The sequence below is a fragment of the Sporomusa intestinalis genome (assembly GCF_055383785.1).
Genome location: NZ_AP042390.1, coordinates 689,598 through 709,314, shown reverse-complemented (window position 1 = coordinate 709,314; position 19,717 = coordinate 689,598). Strand labels below are relative to the sequence as shown.

Below are 19,717 nucleotides of genomic sequence, written 5' to 3'. Positions count from 1 at the left end.
CAACATTAGAAATAATAACACCGGTTAGACAAAAAATGGAGTGATCTTATGAATTTTTACCTCACGGAAGAGCAGGAAAGGCTGCGGGAAAGAGTTACTGATTTTGCCAATCAGGTTGTAGCGCCGCTTGCTCACATCGTTGATACAACCGGGCAAATACCCTCGGAAGTTATTGAAAAAGCCGTTGCTATGAACCTGCTTGGCCTTGCCATCCCCAAAGCTTATGGTGGTAGCGGGCTGGGCTACATTGGCCTTGTCATTGCCATCGAAGAGATTGCCCGTGTCTGCGCCTCCACAGCCTTTGTCATCGCCAGCCACCAAGGACCGGCGGAAGCAATTTCTTTGTTTGGTTCATCCCAGCAAAAAGAGGATTATCTGGTTCCAATGGCACATGGAGAATATCTCGGCGCTTTTGCAGCAACAGAAACCGGCGCCGGCTCCGATGTAGCTGCTGGTGCGACCTATGCCACCCAAGCAGGCGATAACTGGATTATCAATGGCAGAAAAATCTTTGTTACCAATGCCCATCAGGCAGGAATGGCGGTAATCACGGCTATTACAGAAGATTCACGACGGCCAAAGGAACGTTTGAGCCTGCTTATTGTCCCTTCAGATTTACCGGGATTTACTATTGGGAGCAAGTATAACAAGCTGGGAATGCGTGGTGTCAGCAACCATGAAATATTTTTTGATGATTGTCAGGTGCCGCTGAAGAATCTTATTGGCACAAGAGGCGCCGGCTATTCTCAACTTCTCGAACTGATGAGCCGGCACCGCATCTTCGGGGCGGCGGTGTCGGTTGGCATTGCGCAGGTTTGTTTGGAATCATCGCTGGCCTATGCTAAGCGGCGTGTACAATTCGGACAGCCATTGGCAAAATTCCAGGCCATCAGGTTTAAACTGGCTGATATGGCGACCCAGCTTGAGCTCGCCCGTTTAATGACCTATAAAGCCGCCTGGCTTGTCGATAATAATAAACCCCATCGCCGTGAATCGGCTATGGCCAAGCTATTTGCTTCCGAAATCGCCTCCCAGGCGGCTAATCAGGCTATCCAGATTCATGGCGGGGCAGCCTATACCACGGACTTTCCCCAGGAGCGGTACCTGCGTGACGCCAAACTCATGGAAATTGCGGAAGGAACCTCAGAAATTTTGCGAATCACTATTGCTAAACAACTAGGCTGTTAATGACTGACCCTCCCAACGTTTGGACAACCGGAAAATACTCCTGTCAAGTTTGCCTGACTTGACAGGAGTATTTTCCGGTATGATATAATTCAGTTTGGTGATAGAAGATGATTACTTTCAATAACTCATGACTACCACTACATTTTACAAATAAAAAACAGCCTTAACCTCGTTACCGGAGTAATCCGCCATGAGTTTAAAGCTGTTTTTTTTGACTCTAGAACGCGGGGACGGTGGTTGCGTCTATGCCAATCCCACGCATGCTTCAAGGTGGTTTTCAGCATAGATGCCGCCCCCGTCCCTGCCATTGCGGTAATACTATCATTAATGAAGTTTAGGTGAATTCAGCCACAACCCCGCTACCGTCAATTTACCGTTTTCCTCAACGACAACTTTCTTGACAACAACCTGCCGTTCTTGTGTATATGTGGCAAAATCGGCAACAGCTATACTTTCTTCAGAATAAATTACAGGAATTCAGCCCTGTTACGCTTATTTCTTGTCAATCGCCGGTCTTAAAAATACAATTATATCGCCACTATTTTGATACTGTGTAAGCAAAGCCGGCAGCTCAGCCAAATTTTCCAGATAGACAGGTGTGATAACCGCCACCTTCAAGGCGGGTTTTAATAACTGCAGCTTTTCTACAACCCCCAGCCGTTCCCGGCTGTGAAAATCGCCCTGATAGTGAATAATTTTAAAATCAGGGTGCAACTGAAGAAAGTTGACAATACTTTCCGCCATGGTGTCATCTTTCAGGCACTGGGCCTTATAGTATTTTTCCAGCTTGTCGGGAGCAACCGGCATCCTGGCCCTGGTGGCGGCCTCTGTCATGTAAGCCATAAATCGCTGCCGGTATTCGCCCGCCGGTGCCAGATGGACCTGGGGCAGATACCGGCCTGCAGCTGCCGGTATGCCGGCCAGTGAACCGGTTTGGGCATACTGCGCCGCCAGCGTCCGGGGAATATTGGCCGCAATAACCGGGAGCGAGTTGGCGCCGGCGAACTCCACCAGCGGCCGGTAAGCTTCCTGATAGTTCTTCCAGGGGCGGGAGCTGGCGAGAAATTCCTGTTCGCTAAGCCGGCCTGACAAATACTCATCCAGATAGCCCTGCACATCGCGCTCAAACATCTCCAGCGATACGGCCAGCTGCGGCTGTTGGGCAAAGGCGTTTTTTAACAGCTCCAATTCCAGCGCGTGGAGCGCCGCATCATCGTGATACTCGCCAAACACCAGTACATCATAGTCATTAATTAATGCCGCCAGCGCCTCGCCGGTTACCGGCTGCCCGCCGGCAGTATAAATCCGCCAGGCAGCCGGGCCGGCCTGGGTCCCGGTTGGCCCGGCCAGCAGCAGCACTAGAACCGCCATAATTATTATACCTGTTTTCATCTTATAATTTGAAGGTCATGCCGGCCTGGACCATGGCTCCCAGCAGGTTGAGCTCCATGTCTTTTTTGTTGAAAATATTCTCAACCCCAACATAACTGCTGAAATGATCATTCCATTGCTTATTGACCGACAAATTCCATAACGCATAGGTTTTATTCGTATTACTGCTGGCTGCATAGAGATAATCCCGTTTCCATTCGTTCCATAATACCGCGCTGATGCCGTTCTCGCGGCTGTTGTCATAATGCAGTTGAACCGTCCCCTGCTGTTTGGCCCGCCCTTCCAGTCGCTGTCCGGTTTTGCCGGTGGCGTCCAGGTAGGTATAGTTCAGCTTAAGAGTGAGCTTATCACTTAAATGCCGGCCAATTTCAAACTCAATGCCGTCAATATCAGCCTTGTCCTCATTTAGATAGGTGGAGTCGGCCCGCATACCCACGCCGGGCACAAACGAGACATTGGTTTTAGTCGATATTAAATCAGTCACATCATTAACAAAATAGGTTAACTTGCCAAAGGTAGCGCCCTGCTCCCCTTCGATACCCAGTTCATAGCTTGTCGACTTCTCCGGCTTCAGATCCGGGTTGCCGGTTACATGCACGGTCATTCCGCCCATGATTTTCGTCATTTCCATGTACATATCATCAAGGGTGGGCGCTTTAAACCCTTTACCCACATTCACCTTCAGGCGGTAGTTCTCATTCATTTTATAGGTCATGCCCAGCTTAGGGCTGATATTGCTGGCAAACCGGTTGCTGTTATCATAGCGCAAAGAGGGAATTACCAGTAAACGCTCATTGGCCAGCCACTCATCCTGGACATAAAAGGCCGAATAATCGATATCGGCTTCCGACCCTTGCTTGGTAATGCCGCCGTGAGTAATGTCAAAAACCTTGTCGCCGCTGCCAATCCGTGTGCCCCGGTATGTTTCCGTCCGGAACTCGCCGCCTGTCGTCAGCAGGTGATTGGTGCCAAGCTGATTTGACACATGCCCTTCCACAGCCCAGGTTTTGCGATTGGAAACATCAAAGTCAACTAACTGGCTGTTGGCGGCCAGGAACGCTTTATTGACCTTATCGTGCTCCCCGTAATAAGTGCGTATCTGGTAGTCACCGTTTTTCGTTTTGCCCCGCAGTCCCAGGCTGTACTGATCCCGGGCATTGTCATATCTGTCATTTCTCAGAGCCCCCGAGGTTTCGGTGGTGCGGCCATTCAAGTCCTCGCGCAGCAAATTGACGGAAACATCAAGAAACCGGTCGTCAGCCAAATCATAGGTGCCGTCGAGATTCAGATTTTCTTTGCGGCCAAATTGATTTTTGGTCGTATTGTCGGCATTGGCATACGCATCTGTCTCCGTCCGGTCCGCACTGATAACCCAGCCCCATTTACCGCTTTGGCCCGTATCATAGCGAAACGAGTAGTTATCGCTGCCGACACTGGTTTTATCGGTATAGCGCTGGGGGCTTAAAGAAAATGTAAACTGTTCCTGCTCGGGCTTGCGGGTTATGATATTGATGACGCCCCCCAGTGCGTCCGACCCATAGAGTGAGCTGACCGGCCCCCGGACAATCTCAATCCGCTCGACATTTTGCATATTGATCCGCTCCAATTCATAGGAATTGGCGGTGGAATAGCTGCCCTCCGACACCAGGCGCCGGCCATTAATCATAATCAGTGTATGCCTTGTTGACATGCCCCGGACAGTTACATTGCTGCCGGCCATGGCCGGACTGCTGACATTGATGCTGGTGGCCAGTTTTAAAGCATCGGCCAGATTGTTGGCCCCCAGTGTATCCAGCTCTTCCCGGGTAATCACCTCAACCGCCGACGGAGTTTCTTTAATATCCTGTTCTGTTCTGCTGGCGGTGACTACCACATCCCGGGTAGCGACCACCTCCTCAGTGGCGCAGACCGGCATCGCCAGGGCGGTCAGCACCGACAGGCTCAGCAGGGTCAGCTTGCCATGAGTCTTACGTATTCTGTTCATAACCACTACACCTCACTTAATTTATATTTAGTGTAAAAATAATAAAACCCCATGCGATCTACATCGTCATGGAGCTCGTAGGCTCTCTGCCTGCCAGGGCGTTATCCCTGGGCTGCTATTGGCTGTACGGCCACCGAATGGCGGCCTGAGGTCAGGGCGTGGAGACATTCTAATACCGATTGCGCGATATTCATATACCAGAACTGACCGGCTACAGTCAGCTTGGAAACAGCCGGGCCGGTTTCGATAAGGCCGCGGGCCTCCCAGATAGCGAGCAGCGGTTCTAATTCCAGGACTTCGGGACCGTAGAGGGTTGCCAAGCCCTTAAGATGTAAATATCCCCGCTCCAACTGCCCGACCACAGAGTTGTGCAGTTCACTGTCGGCAGGCTGCAGCAACATGGCGGCAATGGGTTTGTGGCCTTGTTCAATACTCTTAATATAGGCCGCCACGTCACGGTTCAGCAGCATGGTTACGCCGCCAACATTGCCGCCGGCGCCGGCGCCAAAGGGGATTACATTGCGCCCGGCTTTGGTCAGGGTATTATACATACTGCGCTCCCGGTTTGTTTTCCCCCAGTGGCAGATACTGAGCCGGGAAAAGGCATGGGCCGCCAAGGTGGCCCCGGCCGTGGCAAACATGCCGGCCTGTTCGGCCGTGGTTGCCGCCGGCGGCAGTTTGCCGGCCTGAATGGCCTGCTGCAAAGCACTGCCCTGGTAAATATTCAGCTGATACAGATCCAAACCGTCAATAGCCGCGGTTTGCAGCAGCTTAATGTCATTGGCCCAGATTTCCGTTGTTTGCTTGGGCAGGCCATAAATCAAGTCAATGATTACCGTGGCCTGATTATAGCCGGACAACAGTTCCAGCCGCTCCAGGACAGTGGCCGTATCATCCAGGCGGCCGACCGACCGCCGCACCCCCGTATCAAAGGACTGCACCCCGATGGAAACGCGGTTCACCCCATGGCCCAGCCAGGCTTCCATCCGGGCCGGCTCCAGATCATTGATCCGCCCCTCCAGGGTTAGCTCATAATCATTGGCTAACGGCAGGCAATCGCGGACAGCGTCCAGCAGTCTGGCAATATTATGGGGCGCCAGCGTACTGGGGGTGCCGCCGCCGATGAATACGGCGTTGACCGGCCCGCCTGCCAGATAGCGGCTGTCCCGGCTCAGCTGCAGTTCTTTGATCAGGCTGTCAATATACAGGGTTTCCCGTTCCTCATCCGAGTAGTTTTGAAAAAAACCGCAATACAGGCAGCGGTGCCGGCAAAACGGAATATGGATGTAGGCCGCCCGCTGTTCAGCCGGTGTTGGCTGCCGCAGCAAAGACTGCCAGACAGACTGCCACTCCCCCGGCCCCAGCGGTTTACCCCTGACCCCGGCATGGACCACCCGGCGTTTGGCAAAGGCGGCTGCCAGGGCCTCCCCCTTTGTCGTCCCGACTGTCAGGGTATACTGCTGCGCATCCATTGCCGCCAGTATCTGCTTTAATTTAGCTTCCCGCAAGCAGCCATCACCTCGCTTTGCCGCAACTGTTTTTTTATATCGGTAAACACAGCCTGCGCGGCCTGCAGGTCCCCGCGGTCAGGATGCTTGGCAGCTGCCTGATAACGCGACAGCCGCTCCGGGGTTAGGGCATGGGGATGGTTGGCCGGCAGATTTTTGAACTGCTCGATTAACCGGGGATCAATTTTTCCCTGGCAGATAAACGTGCCGGCAAGCCGGTTGCTGCTCCCCAGAAATGCCGCCGCGTTCTTCAGGCTGTCAGCGGCATGCTCTGAATCAGGATAAGCCCCCAGCGTGGCAAATAAGGCGACAGGCTTGTTCTCAATTGTTTTTAAAAAATCCTGGGCTTTTTTGTCGGCCGTGCCTTTGTCAACCCAAAAACCAACAACCACAAAATCATAGGCTGCCGGTGACGGTGCCGATTCAACCGGGTACAAATCCGCCGCCGGCCCGAATACCGCCTGGATGGCTTCCGCCACCTTCCGGGTATTGCCAGTCAAACTGGAATACGCAATTAATGTCTTCATTTGTTAACCCCTCCGCCAAATTATTATTCACTATATTTTTTCAGGCTGCCGGCCCCCCACAGCAGCAGGCCCAGCCCCAGCAGCGCCAAAGCGGCGGCCTGGCCGGCAGCGTGGCTGTTCCAGGCGTTCAGGCGCACCAGGCTGTTCGCCATACTTAACGGCAATATCGCCACAACCGCCTGCAGGGAAGCCGGTAAATTCTGGGCAGGGAAAAAGGAACCGCAGAAAAAAATCATCGGCGTAATCAGAAAATTATTAACAAGCGATATTTCATCAGGATCGGCAATAGCCAGGCCGAGAACAATACCCAGCGCGGAAAAACAGAAGGCCGACAACAGCAGGGCGGTTACGGCGATGCCGGACAGCGGCGGCACACCAAATGCCAGCCAGGCAACCGCATACACCAGCCCGCCCATGATTAACCCGCGGGTGATACCGGCCAGGGCAATACCGGCAACAATCTGGAGCGGCGGGACCGGGCTTAAAAACACGGTTTGAAAGGTATGAAAATACAGGCGCCCGGCACTTACGGACAGGGAAGTCTGCTGAAAGGCATTAAGCATTACAGTCAGGCTGGCAATGCCGGTAGCAAGAAAGGGGACATAGCCGCCGCTGACCTCCAGCCGGGAGCCCAGCCCCAGACCAAAAGCAAATAAATAAATGACCGGAAACATCACTGAGGAAAAAACATAACCGAGCTTGCCGATTTTTTTCTGCATCAGCAGCATTTCCCGCCCGTACACAGCCAGCCAGCCGCTCATGCCCCCGCCTCCCGCACCAAACGGAGAAAGGCGGCTTCCAGGGTCGGATTTTCGCCGGCATCAGCCAATGACGCTAGTGCGGCCGGCGTGCCGGCGGCCACAATCCGGCCTGCTTTTACCAGGGCCACCCGCCGGCAAAGCTGCTCCGCCTCCTCCATATAATGGGTTGTCATGAATACAGTGGTCCCGGCCGCCGCCAGCCGTCTGACCACAGCCCAGATATCCTGCCGCACATCCGGATCAAGGCCCACTGTCGGCTCATCCAGCAGCACCAGCCGGGGGGCAGGCAGCAGGGCTCTGGCAATCAACACCCGCCGGGCCATGCCGCCCGATAACACCGACACCTGCTTGGCCAGCAGCGCCGCCAGGTCAAACTCCTGCACAACCTCGGCCACCCGCTGCCGCGGCCTGGCAACGCCATACAGGCGGGCATAAGTAAGCAAGGCCTCCTGCACCGTGAATTCCCGCTCCAGATTATTGTCCTGGGCTACCAGCCCCAAAGTATGCTTTATTTGCTGCCGGTCGCCACCGCCATCGCGGCCAAAGATGGTGAGCCGGCCGGAATCGGGGCGGCTCAGGCCGGCAATCAGCTTCATCAGCGTGGTCTTGCCGGCACCGTTGGGGCCCAGCAGGCCGAAAACCTCGCCCGGCGCCACCGTCAGGGAAATATCCTGCAAAACCTGCTGGCGGCCATAGCTTTTGCACAGACAATGCAGGGACAGGGCCGCATCAGGCTCCCGGGGCCAGGCAGGTGTCATGGGGCAAACAGACAAGATGCGTGCTACCTCCTTGCTCAACCGCCATAACCGTGGTTTCAACCCCATACAGAGCCTGCAGGTTGTCAGCGGTAAAGACCTCCTGCACCGGCCCGTCGGCAAAAATCATCCCTTCCTTGACAGCGATAATGCGCTGGCTGAACCGGGCGGCATGATTTAAATCATGCAGTACCATAACAATCGTAATCCCCCTGTCCCGGTGCAGGTTATGGATCAGTTTCATTAACGCCAGCTGGTGATGGATATCCAGGTAGGTTGTAGGCTCGTCCAGCAGCAGCAGGCGCGGCTGCTGGGCCAGGGCCATGGCCAGCCAGGCCCGCTGCCGTTCGCCGCCTGAGAGGCTGTCAAGCCGGCACTGCCGCAGGGCCTGCATGCTGGTGGCAGCCAGCGCCGCCGCCATGTAAGCCTCATCCGTATCTGCCAGCTGTTCAAACATGTTTTTATAAGGCATGCGCCCATAGGCGACCAGATCGCCGACAGTCATATCCCCCGGCGCCTGCACCGACTGGGGAAGGATGGCCATAATCCGGGCCACCTCCCGGGGCGGCAGCCGGTGAATATCCTTGCCGTCCAGCAGCACAGTACCGGCCAAGGGCGTCAATAACCGGCTCAATGCTTTTAACAGCGTCGATTTGCCGGAGCCGTTCGGGCCAATAATTGTTATAATTTCCGGTTTATCAAGCACCAGATCGATAGACGGGGCAATGACCTTGCCGCCATAACCGAGTGTAACAGCCTGCGCTTCCAGCGTGTGTTTCATCGCCGCATCCCCCTTTGCAGTAAATAAATAAAAAACGGAGCCCCCAGGAACGCCATAAAGATTCCCACCGGTACTTCCACCGGGCTGAATACCGTGCGGGCCACCGTATCGGCAACTACCACCAGTGTGGCCCCCAGTACCGCCGCACAGGGCAGCAGGTATTCAAAATCCGAGCCGACCAGCATCCGGGTTATATGAGGAACAATCAGCCCGACGAAGCCCAGCAGACCAGCCACACTGACAGCCGAAGCCGCGAGCAGGGCCGCCAGCGCAACCAGGGAGAACCGCGCGGTTTCCACCTTGATACCCAGGCCTTTCGCCACCTCCTCCCCTAGCTGCAGGGCATTCAGCTGCCGGTAAGACAGCAGCGCGCCCCCGATGCCGATACAGCTGTAAGGCAGGATCATACTGACATGATCCCAGCTGCGCCCCTGGAAGCCCCCGGCCAGCCAGTTGACGACCCCCTGTACCTTGTCGGAATGAAAAACCATAAGCCCGCTCATGGCGCCGCCAAAAAACGCTGCCAGAGCCACCCCGGCCAGGATCAGCCGCAAGGGCTGCACCCCCCGGTCCCAGGACAGCATAAACACGATACCCGCAGCCACCAGCGCGCCGGCAAAAGCAACAACCGGCACCAAGGCCGTTAATCCGGGCCATAAAATCATTACCGCCATGGCAGCCAGGCCGGCACCGGCCGATACACCGATAATGCCGGGATCAGCCAGCGGATTGCGCAACACCCCCTGCAGGATGCAGCCGGCCAGCGCCAGGTTGATCCCGGTCAAGGCGCCGACAATCACCCGCGGCACCCGGATGTTATAAATAATCTGGTAAGCCTCACTGCCGGCCGGGTTGCTGAACACAGTCCAGATATCGCCCATACTGACAGGCACTGCCCCCACCCTGATCCCGATTAAGAGCGCCGCCGCCAACGCTGCCACACCGGTGATACTGACAACCGTCCTCCAGCCGGCCCGGGGATCTGTGGCTAATTCCCTCACGGTTGATTCACCTCCGGATACAAGAAACCGGCCATCACGGTCAGCGCTTCCCCCACCTGCGTGCCGGGATTTACAGCAAACAGGTTATAGGGCAGCAAGTGGACCTGGTTAGTTTCCACTGCCTTTAACCCCCGCCAGGCCGGATGGCTCACCAGATCATTCCTGATTTTACTGCTGGTTTTTTCGTCCGGGCTATGGGTAATCAAGAAAATCTTATCCGGGTTTTGCTTGGCCACATACTCCATACTTAACGGCACATAGCCCATCTGCCCGCCCCTGTTATCACCCGCATCGGCCACATTGACCGCTCCCAGCCGTTTAACCAGATCGCCGGTAAAACTGCGGGCGGTCGCCATATGAAAACTTTCCGGCGAACCCCAGACGACCACTACTTTAGGAGCCGGACGATTTTTGTTGTTCTGGACAATCGTCTCATAGCGGGCTTCAATCCCGGCAATGACGGCGTCAGCCTGTTCCGGCCGCCCTGTCAATTCACCATAAAAACGCAGGGTATCTATAATCTGCTGATAATTCTCCAGGGCCTGCAGCAGGATGGGAATGCCGGCCTTATCCAGCACCGGGATCAGATTGTGATGAAAAGGCATATTTACTCCCAAAATTAAATCCGGACTGAGAGCCACAATCTGTTCAATATTGGGATTGGGAGTAATGCCGACTGCAGGCACCTGCTGCACAGCGTCCTTAACAGCCTGGGGCAGCGCCTCTGTCGTGGGACGCCCCACCACAGTCCCGCCGGCAGCATAAAACAGCTCGAGGTTTGATGCATTTAAAACAATCACCCGCTGGGGCCGGCGGGGTATTTCCACTTGCCTGCCGGCACTGTCGGTCACCTGGTACCGGGCCGGTGCCTGGCTGCCGGCAGGCTGGGACTGGCCTTTTACTAAAAAGAGGATGCTGGCCATCAGTAATAAACCAATCAGGCCGAATGTTATTTTATTGCTGTGTTTACTCATATCACTACCTCATTCCTGCGTTGGCCGCAAATTCTAGTTACTCAAGCTGATAAGCGATCGGGATATTCATGGCAATACCCCGCCCGGCGTTATGCGCAAAAGGACAAACCTTCCGTACCAGCTGCAAAGCCGCCTCGTCCAAAGCCGCTATCCCGGAGGAGCGCAATACCTGCGCCCCGGTTAGTTCACCGGCCTCATTCAGGCGCACGGCCACGGTAACAGTCCCTTCCTGGCCCCGCCGCCGGGCAATATAGGGATACTCCTTCTGCTTTTCAATTTGCGCCAGGAAGGCATTAATAATGCTGTCAAGCTCCCTGCCGCCTGCCGGCCTGGCCGCCGGGGCGGCCGGTCCCGCAGCAGCAGCCAAAGGTGCCGGCCCTACACCACTACTGCCGGCCGGTGCTGCCGTCGCAGCCGCCGGTGCCGCCGCAGCCGCCGGTGCCGTCACAGCTGCCGGTGCCGCCGCAGCCGCCGGGCGGGCCGCAACGGGCCGCGGCTGATCAGCCTGAGGACTCACCGGCGAAGCCGCCGCCGGCGCCGGTACACTGTCCGGATAATTACTGCCGGTCATTTCAGTAAGTTCAACAGTAAAGTAGCGGTCAGGCAATGCCAACGGCCGGTCTAAATGCCCCATAACCATTACCAGCAGCAAAATGAAAACCAGATGGACAGCACAGGAAAGGCTGACTGCTTTGTACCAGCATGGCTGATATGTCACACGATCACCTCACTTTAACGAATCTCAGCGACTGACTGCCGGCCGCAGCCCAAGAAAAAAGAAAAATAAAATAAAGCTCCGGGCACTGTATGGCCGCGGAGCTCTAGGCTCTCTGAGGTTATGTAAATGACCACCGGCAGTTAATAACTTACCAGCTGCTGATATGTACTTTCGCCTCTTGCCTGCAACTGCCGATCCACTGGACAGCACCGCAGCGGGAGCACTTGATCTCGACATCTTCAGCAATGCCAAGGAACAATAGCTTATTGCACTGAAAACAACGCACTTCCGGCAATTTTGATTTTGTCTGCCGCAGATTTTTGGGTTTGACCTCCATGTGCATCACTCCAATAATTAGTCAGGGAAACTCAGGGTTGGGTGGAGTCCCAAAGAAATAGCGCCTAACAATAAAGCCCCGTGCCTGTATTACTCGTCACGGAGCTCTCAGCGGCTCTCTTATAGTTATAGTATATTGATAACCATTATCAATGTCAAATGTTTTTTTAGCTGCTATCGCCAAGGCTGTTCTGCCTGCTTTGCCGGCGGCCGGCCACATAGGGCGGACGCAACTTTGCCAGCCCGCTTGACAAGATTGTTCCGGCTTTTTTATAATAACATTGAGAATCATTATTAAGAGAGCCTTGAGCTCCGGGTGAAAGCTTATTTCACACGGAGTTTTTTGTTTACTGTGAAGCAAAGGAGGTATCCTATGTATCCCCCAGTTAACGGCAGCAGCAGAGTAAATGCGGCATACGCGCACGAGTGCCGTTGTCCCAAGTGCAACAGGCTGCTCTTCAAAGGCCAGGTAAAATATGTGGAAATCCAATGTCCCAAATGCAATTTGGTGCAGACAATCAAAAAAGGGAGGTCATTGCGGCTGATTGCGCTCAACCCCTCTAATGTTGATTTATATTACGCCGCCGGCGGACAATTGGTCGGCCGCCCCAATACAACAGCCCTGCCACCGGACTTAATGGAAAAAATCAAGGATGTCCCGGTGGTCGGCGAGACCCCCTGCCCGGACATTGAGCAGATTATTGCTTTAAAACCCGACCTGGTACTGGCAACAGACATTCATTTACGCCAGCCGATTCTCTTGACTCTGAAAAAAGCCGGTATTCCGGTCTATCTGCAGCGGCTGGACAATTTTCAGCATATCAGCCAGACCCTGCGCTTTTACGGCGAATTGACAGATCAGCCCAGCCAGGCCAGCCAGGTCATTGAACGGTTAGACAGTAAATTGCAGCAAGCCCAGGATAAAAGCAAAAACAAGCCTTCACCCCGGGTGCTGATTATCTGGGGCTCACCGGAAAAATTTTATATGGCGTTGCCCAACAGCTTTATCGGTGATCTCATCCGCCGGCTGAATGCCGTCAACGTAGCCGAAGCCATGAACAGCCAGGGCCTGCAGTATGTGCCGCTGAACCTGGAATTCGTGGCCCAGACCAAGCCGGATCTGATCCTCCTGATCAGTCACAGCTATGAAACCAAAGTCAGCGATAAAATCCGCAATGAACTGCTGGTGCACCCCTCCTGGCAAACACTCCGTGCGGTGCAGCAAAAGCAGGTACACCAGCTGCCTTACCAATTGTTCGCCGTCAATCCGGCCAGCCGGGTGGATGAAGCCATCGATTACCTGTCCAATCTGTTTTATCCCGAGTCCGGCCGTTAATACCCTGACCGGATTAAAGCCGCGGTGGCCGGCGGTGCTAAAGCGCCGCGGCCCGGACATTCACTTTAACATCATAAAAAGTACTGCCCTGCCCCTGGTCAGTGAGGCGCTGTGAGGTCAGGGCATTGACAGAACGGCTGCCGGGAACATGCTTCAGCCACCAAACCCCTTCGCCGACGACAATCCCGGCCGGTACACCCGGTGCGACCTCCAGGGTAAAGGTTACCTCACCCCGTTCGTTATAAGCAACAACCGGCTGCCCGTCCCGCAGCCCCTGGCTGCCGGCATCGGCCGGATTCATCTTCAGCCGCATTTTGTCAGTCCGGGTGAGGTCCTCCCGCTCATTAAAGGAAGAATTCAACAGGCGCGGATCAGGTGCGTTGACCAGCCAGAAGTCGGCCTTATCGCCATGAGGTTTTGTATACCGAGGCAGCGGCTCAGCCTGGCAGGGATTTAAAATCTCGATTTTGCCTGATGGGGTTCTGAATTCGGTCTTATATCCGGCCGGCAGCGACAATTCAACCGGATATCCCGCCGCCAGCGCCGTCAGCGGCGTACCGGCCAGCCACGCCGTCGGCCGGGCCAGCATACCGTCAATCAGCTCATCGGCCGACTGGGCAAAGAAAGGCTGCTTAACCCCCATGGCGGCCGCCAGCAGGCCAAATACTTCCCAGTTGGATTTGGCCTGCCCCACCGCCGGTATCACCGCCCGGGCCCGCTGTACACAATAATGTCCGTAGGACCGGTAGATGTCACTATGCTCCAGCGACGACGTCGCCGGCAAAACAATATCGGCATAATTAGCCGTATCTGTCAAAAACCGCTCATGCACAACAGTAAATAACTCCTCCCGGGCCAGCCCCTGCAGCACTTTATTCTGGTCCGGCGCTACGGCCGCAGGATTGGAGTGATACACATAGAGGCTCATGACCGGGGGCTTGCCTGCGGCCTGCAACGCCTGGCCCAGTTGATTCATATTAATGGTCCGGGCCGGTTTTTTTATAAAATCCTCACGGGTCACGCACCGGGTGTCAAAAGCAGCGCCGGTGGAGGTGCTGGCAAATAAGCCGCCCCCCGGTTTGGCCCAGGCGCCGACAACCGCCGGCAGGCAGGTAATAGCCCGCACGGTCATGGCCCCGTTGCCATAACGGGACAGACCGCTGCCTAACTGGATATAGGGGGCACGGGCCACGGCATACCGTCTGGCCAGTTCCTCAATGTCTGCGGCGGCAAGGCCGGTGATCTGGCTGACGGCAGCAGGTGTATACTCGGGCAGGACAGTTGCCTGCAATTCCTCATAGCCTTGTACATAGCGGCTGATAAAAGCCTGGTCTGCCAGGTTTTCCCTGGCGATAACATGCATCATTCCCAGCGCCAGGGCGCCGTCTGTCCCCGGCCGGACAGCAATCAGCCTGTCGGCGGCCCTGGCAGTGGGGTTTTCATAGGTATCAATCAGCCAAACCCGGGCCCCCTGCCTGCGGGCGATATGTATATCATGCATAATATGAATATTGGTGGCCAGTGCATGAAGGCCCCAGAGAATGATAAGATCGCTGGCCTGGATTTCCCGGGTATGCAGCGCCAGGGTCTGCCCCATAACCGCGTTCCAGCCGCAGCCCTTGGCCGGCGAACAAATGGTGCGTTCCAGCTGCGAAGCCCCCAGGCTGTAAAAAAACGGATGACCGGCATTACGCTGAACAAGCCCCATCGTCCCGGCATAAGAATACGGCAGAATAGCTTCCGACCCGTGCTGCTCAATAATCGCCTGCCATTTTGTCGTTATCTCTTCAATCGCCTCATCCCAGGAAACCGGCGCAAAACTGCCGCGCCCCTTGGCGCCCCGCCGCCGCAAGGGGGTTGTGAGCCGCTGCGGCGAGTGGACGGTCCGCTCATAATGGGCCATTTTCGGGCACAGCGTGCCTCTGGTGAAGGGGTGATCAGGATCGCCCTGAACCTTGACCGCTCTCCCCGCCGCTATTGATACAAGGAGACCACAGGCATCAGGACAATCATAAGGGCAAACCGAGCGTACCACTTCCATAACGATTTCCTCCCTGGTTCCGGCCGGGATACTATCGGTTCCTATCAGCCCCGGCTTTTTGAAATTTAATTGAAGTTCTCTACAGCGGCCGTATTCTCCTTCCCTGTCAATTATCCCCCTGTAACCAAAACAATAAGACCTGCCGGTACTGGCAGGTCTTATTGCATAAGTTAGCCGCATTTGCTGAAGCCACAGTGCCGGCAAATTACACAGCCGCCTTCATGCTCTACCGGCTTGCCGCACTCGGGGCACAGGTTTTCGCCGGCCTGCAGAGGGACATTCCCTTCCGCCCGCTCCCCGTTTTGGAGTTTCATTACCTTTTCAATCACCTTACCGATTGCATCAGGGCAGGATAAGACCTTCAGATCGTTCTGCCTGATTGTCGAATGGCATCTGATCCCTTTTAGCTGGTCAATAATTGAATCAGCATCCATACCGGACCGCAAAGCAATAGAAACCAGGCGCGCCGTAGCCTCGGACTGGGACGGGCAGCCGCCGGCCCGGCCGGTGTTGGTGAATACCTCGCAGATGCCGTGCTGATCATAATTGACAGTTATAAATATCGTGCCGCAGCCGATTTTAACCTTTTCCGTAAAGCCTGTGGTTATATCCGGCCTGGCTCTGGGAGCAAAGAACCCCCGTTTTGGTTCAGGCGCGGTTTCTGCCGGCGCGGGCGGCACCTTCCCCTTAACCTTGCCGATATTCAGCACCTGCAAATCCCTGCTGCCATCCCGGTAAATCGTTACCCCCTTGCAGCCTGTTTCGTAGGCCAGGGTAAATACAGCGCCCACATCCTCCCGGGTAGCTTTGCTGCTGAGATTAACCGTTTTGGAGACAGCGTTATCGGTGTATTTCTGGAAGGCGGCCTGCATTTTTACGTGCCAGGCGGGGGAAATATCATGGGCAGTGACAAATACGGCCTGCACGGAAGCGGGAATGGCGGCCAGTCCTTGTATCGATCCCTGGGCCGCAACAGCCCGCATCAGAGCTTCCGTATAAAAACCCCCGGCCAGAGCCGCTTGTTTAAAATGCGGATTGGTCTCCGGCAATTCGTCATTATCCATAACATTCCGGATATATGCCAGCGCAAATAACGGTTCAATCCCACTGGAAACGCCGGCCAGAATGCTTAACGTACCGGTTGGTGCGATCGTGGTGGTGGTGGCATTGCGAACCTTGAGCCCCTGGCGGCAATAGGTGCTCTTGGCAAACGCGGGAAACACGCCCTTGCTTTCAGCCAGCCCTGCCGACGCTTTTCTGGCCTGCTCCCGGATAAAACCCATAAGCTGCTCGGCGAGATCCAGCGCCGGCTGTGAATTATAGGGGATATTGAGGCGAAATAGCAAATCAGCCCAGCCCATAACCCCTAACCCAATTTTTCTGGTGCTTTTTGTTACCTGCTCGATTTCCGGCAAGGGATACTTATTAATATCAATCACATTATCCAGAAAATGAACCGCTGTTTTCACAACAGCAGCCAGCCGCGCAAAATCAAGAACCGGCCCGCTGCCCTTGTCGGTTACCATCAGACTTACATTTATCGAGCCGAGGTTACAGGATTCATAAGGCAGCAGCGGCTGTTCACCACAGGGATTGGTACTTTCAAAGTCGCCCAGCTCCGGCGTCGCATTGTCCTGATTCAGCCTGTCTAAAAAAATGATTCCCGGCTCGCCATTGCTCCAGGCCATATCGACAATGGCGGCAAATACCGCCCTGGCGCTTAAACGCCCGGTTACGGTCCGGCTATGGGGATCGATCAAATCGTACTCCTCGCCCGCTGCCACCGCTTGCATAAACACTTCGGTAATACCGACACTGAGGTTAAAATTGGTGATATCGGCGTTATCCTGCTTGGCCGTAATAAAATCCATAATATCAGGATGATCGACCCGGAGAATGCCCATATTGGCCCCCCGGCGGGTGCCGCCCTGTTTTACCGCTTCGGTTGCGGCATTAAAAACCTTCATAAAACTAACCGGACCGCTGGCAACCCCGCCGGTTGAATTTACCGCCGAACCTTGCGGCCGCAAACGGGAAAAGCTAAACCCCGTTCCCCCGCCGCTTTTGTGAATCATAGCGGCATTTTTCAGGGTTTCAAAAATGTTTTCCATCGAGTCTTCTATCGGCAGCACAAAACAAGCGCTTAACTGCCCCAAAGGCCGGCCGGCATTCATCAGGGTCGGTGAATTGGGCAAAAACTCCAGCTTTGACATCATTTCATAAAATGCATCCTCAATCGTTTGCAAAGCCGGGGCGGAAACATGGGGGGCATCGGCGGCCGCAACCGCTTTGGCAACCCGGCGGAACATCCCGGCACCGTCTTCCAGCAGCTGACCATTTTCATCTTTGGCGAAATAGCGTTTTTCCAATACCTTAAGTGCATTATCTGACAAAACCATTCCTAACAACCCCCTGCGCAAACACAATATTTAGTATATATTATTCTCACTGATACAATATATTGTATCGATTATCAATAAAAGCGTCAAGAAAAAATTGGCTCGCCCCAGCAAAAATGCTCCCGCCGGGCGGCAGGAGCATGGGGTCAGTCCTTGTTGCTGTTGTAATCCCGGTCATTAAAATAGTTTAACCAGGACGAGGTCCGGTGCAAATCCCAGTTGCAGGGCGGCATGTATTTGGACTTCATCCGTTCTTCTTTGCCCCGGCCTTTAAAACCTTCGTACATCGTAACGTAGATGCACTTTTGCTTGCCGGGATACACCTCGCACCAGCCGTCACGGCTGCCGCCGCAGGCTCCATTCCGCTGCTGCTTGGGGCACTGGGACATCGGGCAGATAAAGCCCAGTTCATGCATGGCGCAATCGCCGCAAAACCGGCATTCATTCGTCATCGTTTTGGTCGTATACTCGGCCAGGGTAAACGGCTGCTTGAGCCAGGACCTGTCAACATACCTGGCTATGGCCTTGTTCACAGGGTACAGGGGTGCTTTGGCATCAAACGCCACCTCATGGACCACGTCCATCAGCGACTGTTTCAGGGACGAACGGGCGGAGCCGGTCTGGCTGCGGTCGACAGGCTGGCAGGTATTAAGGCCTGTGGCCTGGTCTTTTTCAAAGTAATAGAAGCCCCCGGCCTGGGGATGATCAAATTCGGCCGCAGCAATCTCCTGCCAGTCAGCGCTCAGCTCCTCGCCCTTTTCGATGATATACTGAACGTCGGCATACCCCAGCCCATGGCCGCCAATGTTGATGCCATCGTATTTAAGGCCTTTCAGCACGGCGTACAGCTTGGCTGCCCGCAGCAATTGCAGCTCCTTTTTATTGCTCTTATCCGCTTCGGCCGCCAGCTTGTCCACCAGGGAATCGGTAACCACACACCCGGGAATCAGATTCTGATTCATGAGCCTGGCAACAGGCAAAGACAGCACAAAGATATTACCTACCAGCGCCACCGCCAGCCTGTAACTGTCGACATATTTTCTTAACTCATCAAACTTTCTGGCATCGTAGCCCAACTGAGTAATAATAAATTTGGCGCCATTGTCAACCTTCTTATGCAGCTTATAATACTGAGCCATGGTTTCCGCTTCCGTTAATTTGAAAGGCGATACAACCGCGCCGGCAAAGAAATTTGTGGCCGGGAGCTTAGAGTAATCACCGGCATTCATTTTTGTAATCATCCGGAGCGCGTGTACGGCATCAAAATCGAAAACAGGCTTGGCGCTGCCGGCATAGCCTGCGCCCGGGTAATCACCGGTCATGACCAGCAGGTTTTGTATGTCAGCCCTGCCCAGAGCGTATAATTCGCTCTCCAGGGCGTTCCTGTTTTTATCTTTGCTGGTAAAATGGACAAGGGGGTCAATCCCCCGCTGTTTAGCCTCAACCGCCATTGCATAAGCGGCAATAGCCGATTTGCCGCCAGGATTGTCCGTTATCGTAATCGCATTGATTCGGGGATCCTGCGCTGCCAGTTCAGCCATTTTCACCAGATGCTCCTGGTTTTTTTCCCGTGCCCCCCGCCCCGGCACCAGTTCCCAGGTTACAGACAGCTGCGCCGGGTCAGCCAGCGCTTCGCTGAAAGAGAGTTTTGTCGTCATGATATTGTCACTCCTTGCCGCATTTTGCATGCAATTATATCACTTCTAAAAGTATTCTCATTAGTAGTCATTTTAACTACAAAAACGAAAAAATACAACCCCTGTCTGCGCGGCAGCCGGCAGATAACAAAAAAATTGCGGCAGGCAAAGAAAAAGCCGGCTCCACCGGGGCCGGCCTGACACAACGAGCTATCGGCGGGCGGCACTTATAGATAGTTGTGTTTACTGCTGTTTCTACCCCTTACAAACAGCTTGAGCTGCGATCATTGTCAAATGAGAAGAACAGCAGGATAATAATTAATATAATGATAATCCAGCTTGAACCTCCACGACCACCAAATCCACCAAATCCCATAAG

General features: G+C 54.6%; 16 protein-coding genes. 2 read left to right on the top strand and 14 right to left on the bottom strand.

All coding sequences use genetic code 11. The features are described from left to right. Positions 1-48: 48 nt before the first annotated feature. Entirely contained in the window at positions 49-1,188 is a 1,140-nt protein-coding gene (locus ACZ481_RS03380) for an acyl-CoA dehydrogenase family protein (protein ID WP_464768774.1), read from the top strand. A 492-nt stretch (positions 1,189-1,680) separates the two neighbouring features. On the opposite strand, the gene ACZ481_RS03375 is transcribed toward ACZ481_RS03380, so the two are convergent. The 11 genes from ACZ481_RS03375 to ACZ481_RS03325 form a co-directional block, all read right to left on the bottom strand. After that, positions 1,681-2,580 (bottom strand): ChaN family lipoprotein, encoded by a 900-nt coding sequence (locus ACZ481_RS03375; RefSeq protein WP_464768773.1) that lies wholly within the window; start codon positions 2,578-2,580, stop codon positions 1,681-1,683. A gap of 1 nt (position 2,581) precedes the next feature. After that, positions 2,582-4,564, bottom strand: coding sequence for a TonB-dependent receptor plug domain-containing protein (locus tag ACZ481_RS03370; RefSeq protein ID WP_464768772.1), 1,983 nt, complete (start codon positions 4,562-4,564; stop codon positions 2,582-2,584). A 101-nt stretch (positions 4,565-4,665) separates the two neighbouring features. Beyond that, positions 4,666-6,072 (bottom strand): heme anaerobic degradation radical SAM methyltransferase ChuW/HutW, encoded by a 1,407-nt coding sequence (gene hutW / locus ACZ481_RS03365; RefSeq protein WP_464768771.1) that lies wholly within the window; start codon positions 6,070-6,072, stop codon positions 4,666-4,668. Continuing rightward, entirely contained in the window at positions 6,054-6,599 is a 546-nt protein-coding gene (locus ACZ481_RS03360; protein WP_464768770.1) for a flavodoxin family protein, read from the bottom strand. Before ACZ481_RS03360 ends, hutW begins: the two co-directional genes overlap by 19 nt. Before the next feature lie 23 nt (positions 6,600-6,622). Beyond that, the gene (locus ACZ481_RS03355) at positions 6,623-7,360 is read right to left on the bottom strand and encodes an ABC transporter permease (RefSeq protein WP_464768769.1); all 738 of its coding nucleotides are present in this window, start codon (positions 7,358-7,360) and stop codon (positions 6,623-6,625) included. Beyond that, on the bottom strand, positions 7,357-8,118 hold the full coding sequence (locus ACZ481_RS03350; protein ID WP_464768768.1) for an ABC transporter ATP-binding protein: 762 nt from the start codon (positions 8,116-8,118) through the stop codon (positions 7,357-7,359). The genes ACZ481_RS03355 and ACZ481_RS03350 overlap by 4 nt, the downstream gene beginning before the upstream one ends. Then, positions 8,090-8,896 (bottom strand): ABC transporter ATP-binding protein, encoded by an 807-nt coding sequence (locus ACZ481_RS03345; RefSeq protein WP_464768767.1) that lies wholly within the window; start codon positions 8,894-8,896, stop codon positions 8,090-8,092. The genes ACZ481_RS03350 and ACZ481_RS03345 overlap by 29 nt, the downstream gene beginning before the upstream one ends. After that, entirely contained in the window at positions 8,893-9,897 is a 1,005-nt protein-coding gene (locus tag ACZ481_RS03340; RefSeq protein WP_464768766.1) for a FecCD family ABC transporter permease, read from the bottom strand. Before ACZ481_RS03340 ends, ACZ481_RS03345 begins: the two co-directional genes overlap by 4 nt. Then, positions 9,894-10,871 (bottom strand): ABC transporter substrate-binding protein, encoded by a 978-nt coding sequence (locus ACZ481_RS03335; RefSeq protein WP_464768765.1) that lies wholly within the window; start codon positions 10,869-10,871, stop codon positions 9,894-9,896. Before ACZ481_RS03335 ends, ACZ481_RS03340 begins: the two co-directional genes overlap by 4 nt. Before the next feature lie 37 nt (positions 10,872-10,908). After that, a complete protein-coding gene (locus ACZ481_RS03330; protein WP_464768764.1) occupies positions 10,909-11,589 on the bottom strand; it encodes an energy transducer TonB family protein in 681 nt (226 codons plus the stop codon). 148 nt (positions 11,590-11,737) lie between these two features. Continuing rightward, positions 11,738-11,926 (bottom strand): Com family DNA-binding transcriptional regulator, encoded by a 189-nt coding sequence (locus ACZ481_RS03325; RefSeq protein WP_464768763.1) that lies wholly within the window; start codon positions 11,924-11,926, stop codon positions 11,738-11,740. A gap of 372 nt (positions 11,927-12,298) precedes the next feature. Here ACZ481_RS03325 and ACZ481_RS03320 point away from each other — a divergent pair, with 372 nt between their 5' ends. Beyond that, the gene (locus tag ACZ481_RS03320; RefSeq protein ID WP_464768762.1) at positions 12,299-13,261 is read left to right on the top strand and encodes an ABC transporter substrate-binding protein; all 963 of its coding nucleotides are present in this window, start codon (positions 12,299-12,301) and stop codon (positions 13,259-13,261) included. A gap of 37 nt (positions 13,262-13,298) precedes the next feature. On the opposite strand, the gene ACZ481_RS03315 is transcribed toward ACZ481_RS03320, so the two are convergent. The 3 genes from ACZ481_RS03315 to ACZ481_RS03305 all read right to left on the bottom strand — a co-directional run bounded on the left by ACZ481_RS03315 (position 13,299) and on the right by ACZ481_RS03305 (position 19,359). Next, positions 13,299-15,302 carry a molybdopterin-dependent oxidoreductase gene (locus ACZ481_RS03315; RefSeq protein ID WP_464768761.1) on the bottom strand — a complete coding sequence of 668 codons (2,004 nt, stop codon included), beginning with the start codon at positions 15,300-15,302 and terminating at the stop codon, positions 13,299-13,301. A gap of 170 nt (positions 15,303-15,472) precedes the next feature. Further along, a complete protein-coding gene (locus ACZ481_RS03310; protein WP_464768760.1) occupies positions 15,473-17,701 on the bottom strand; it encodes a vitamin B12-dependent ribonucleotide reductase in 2,229 nt (742 codons plus the stop codon). Between the two features lie 146 nt (positions 17,702-17,847). Next, a complete protein-coding gene (locus ACZ481_RS03305; RefSeq protein WP_464768759.1) occupies positions 17,848-19,359 on the bottom strand; it encodes a methylenetetrahydrofolate reductase C-terminal domain-containing protein in 1,512 nt (503 codons plus the stop codon). Between the last annotated feature and the right edge of the window lie 358 nt (positions 19,360-19,717).

Coding starts and splice junctions, on each gene's coding strand:
- ACZ481_RS03310 (WP_464768760.1), bottom strand. CDS start 17,701: ATGGTTTTGTCAGATAATGCACTTAAGGTATTGGAAAAACGCTATTTC.
- ACZ481_RS03345 (WP_464768767.1), bottom strand. CDS start 8,896: ATGAAACACACGCTGGAAGCGCAGGCTGTTACACTCGGTTATGGCGGC.
- ACZ481_RS03320 (WP_464768762.1), top strand. CDS start 12,299: ATGTATCCCCCAGTTAACGGCAGCAGCAGAGTAAATGCGGCATACGCG.
- ACZ481_RS03350 (WP_464768768.1), bottom strand. CDS start 8,118: ATGACACCTGCCTGGCCCCGGGAGCCTGATGCGGCCCTGTCCCTGCAT.
- ACZ481_RS03315 (WP_464768761.1), bottom strand. CDS start 15,302: ATGGAAGTGGTACGCTCGGTTTGCCCTTATGATTGTCCTGATGCCTGT.
- ACZ481_RS03305 (WP_464768759.1), bottom strand. CDS start 19,359: ATGACGACAAAACTCTCTTTCAGCGAAGCGCTGGCTGACCCGGCGCAG.
- ACZ481_RS03355 (WP_464768769.1), bottom strand. CDS start 7,360: ATGAGCGGCTGGCTGGCTGTGTACGGGCGGGAAATGCTGCTGATGCAG.
- ACZ481_RS03375 (WP_464768773.1), bottom strand. CDS start 2,580: ATGAAAACAGGTATAATAATTATGGCGGTTCTAGTGCTGCTGCTGGCC.
- ACZ481_RS03335 (WP_464768765.1), bottom strand. CDS start 10,871: ATGAGTAAACACAGCAATAAAATAACATTCGGCCTGATTGGTTTATTA.
- ACZ481_RS03370 (WP_464768772.1), bottom strand. CDS start 4,564: ATGAACAGAATACGTAAGACTCATGGCAAGCTGACCCTGCTGAGCCTG.
- ACZ481_RS03380 (WP_464768774.1), top strand. CDS start 49: ATGAATTTTTACCTCACGGAAGAGCAGGAAAGGCTGCGGGAAAGAGTT.
- ACZ481_RS03325 (WP_464768763.1), bottom strand. CDS start 11,926: ATGGAGGTCAAACCCAAAAATCTGCGGCAGACAAAATCAAAATTGCCG.
- ACZ481_RS03360 (WP_464768770.1), bottom strand. CDS start 6,599: ATGAAGACATTAATTGCGTATTCCAGTTTGACTGGCAATACCCGGAAG.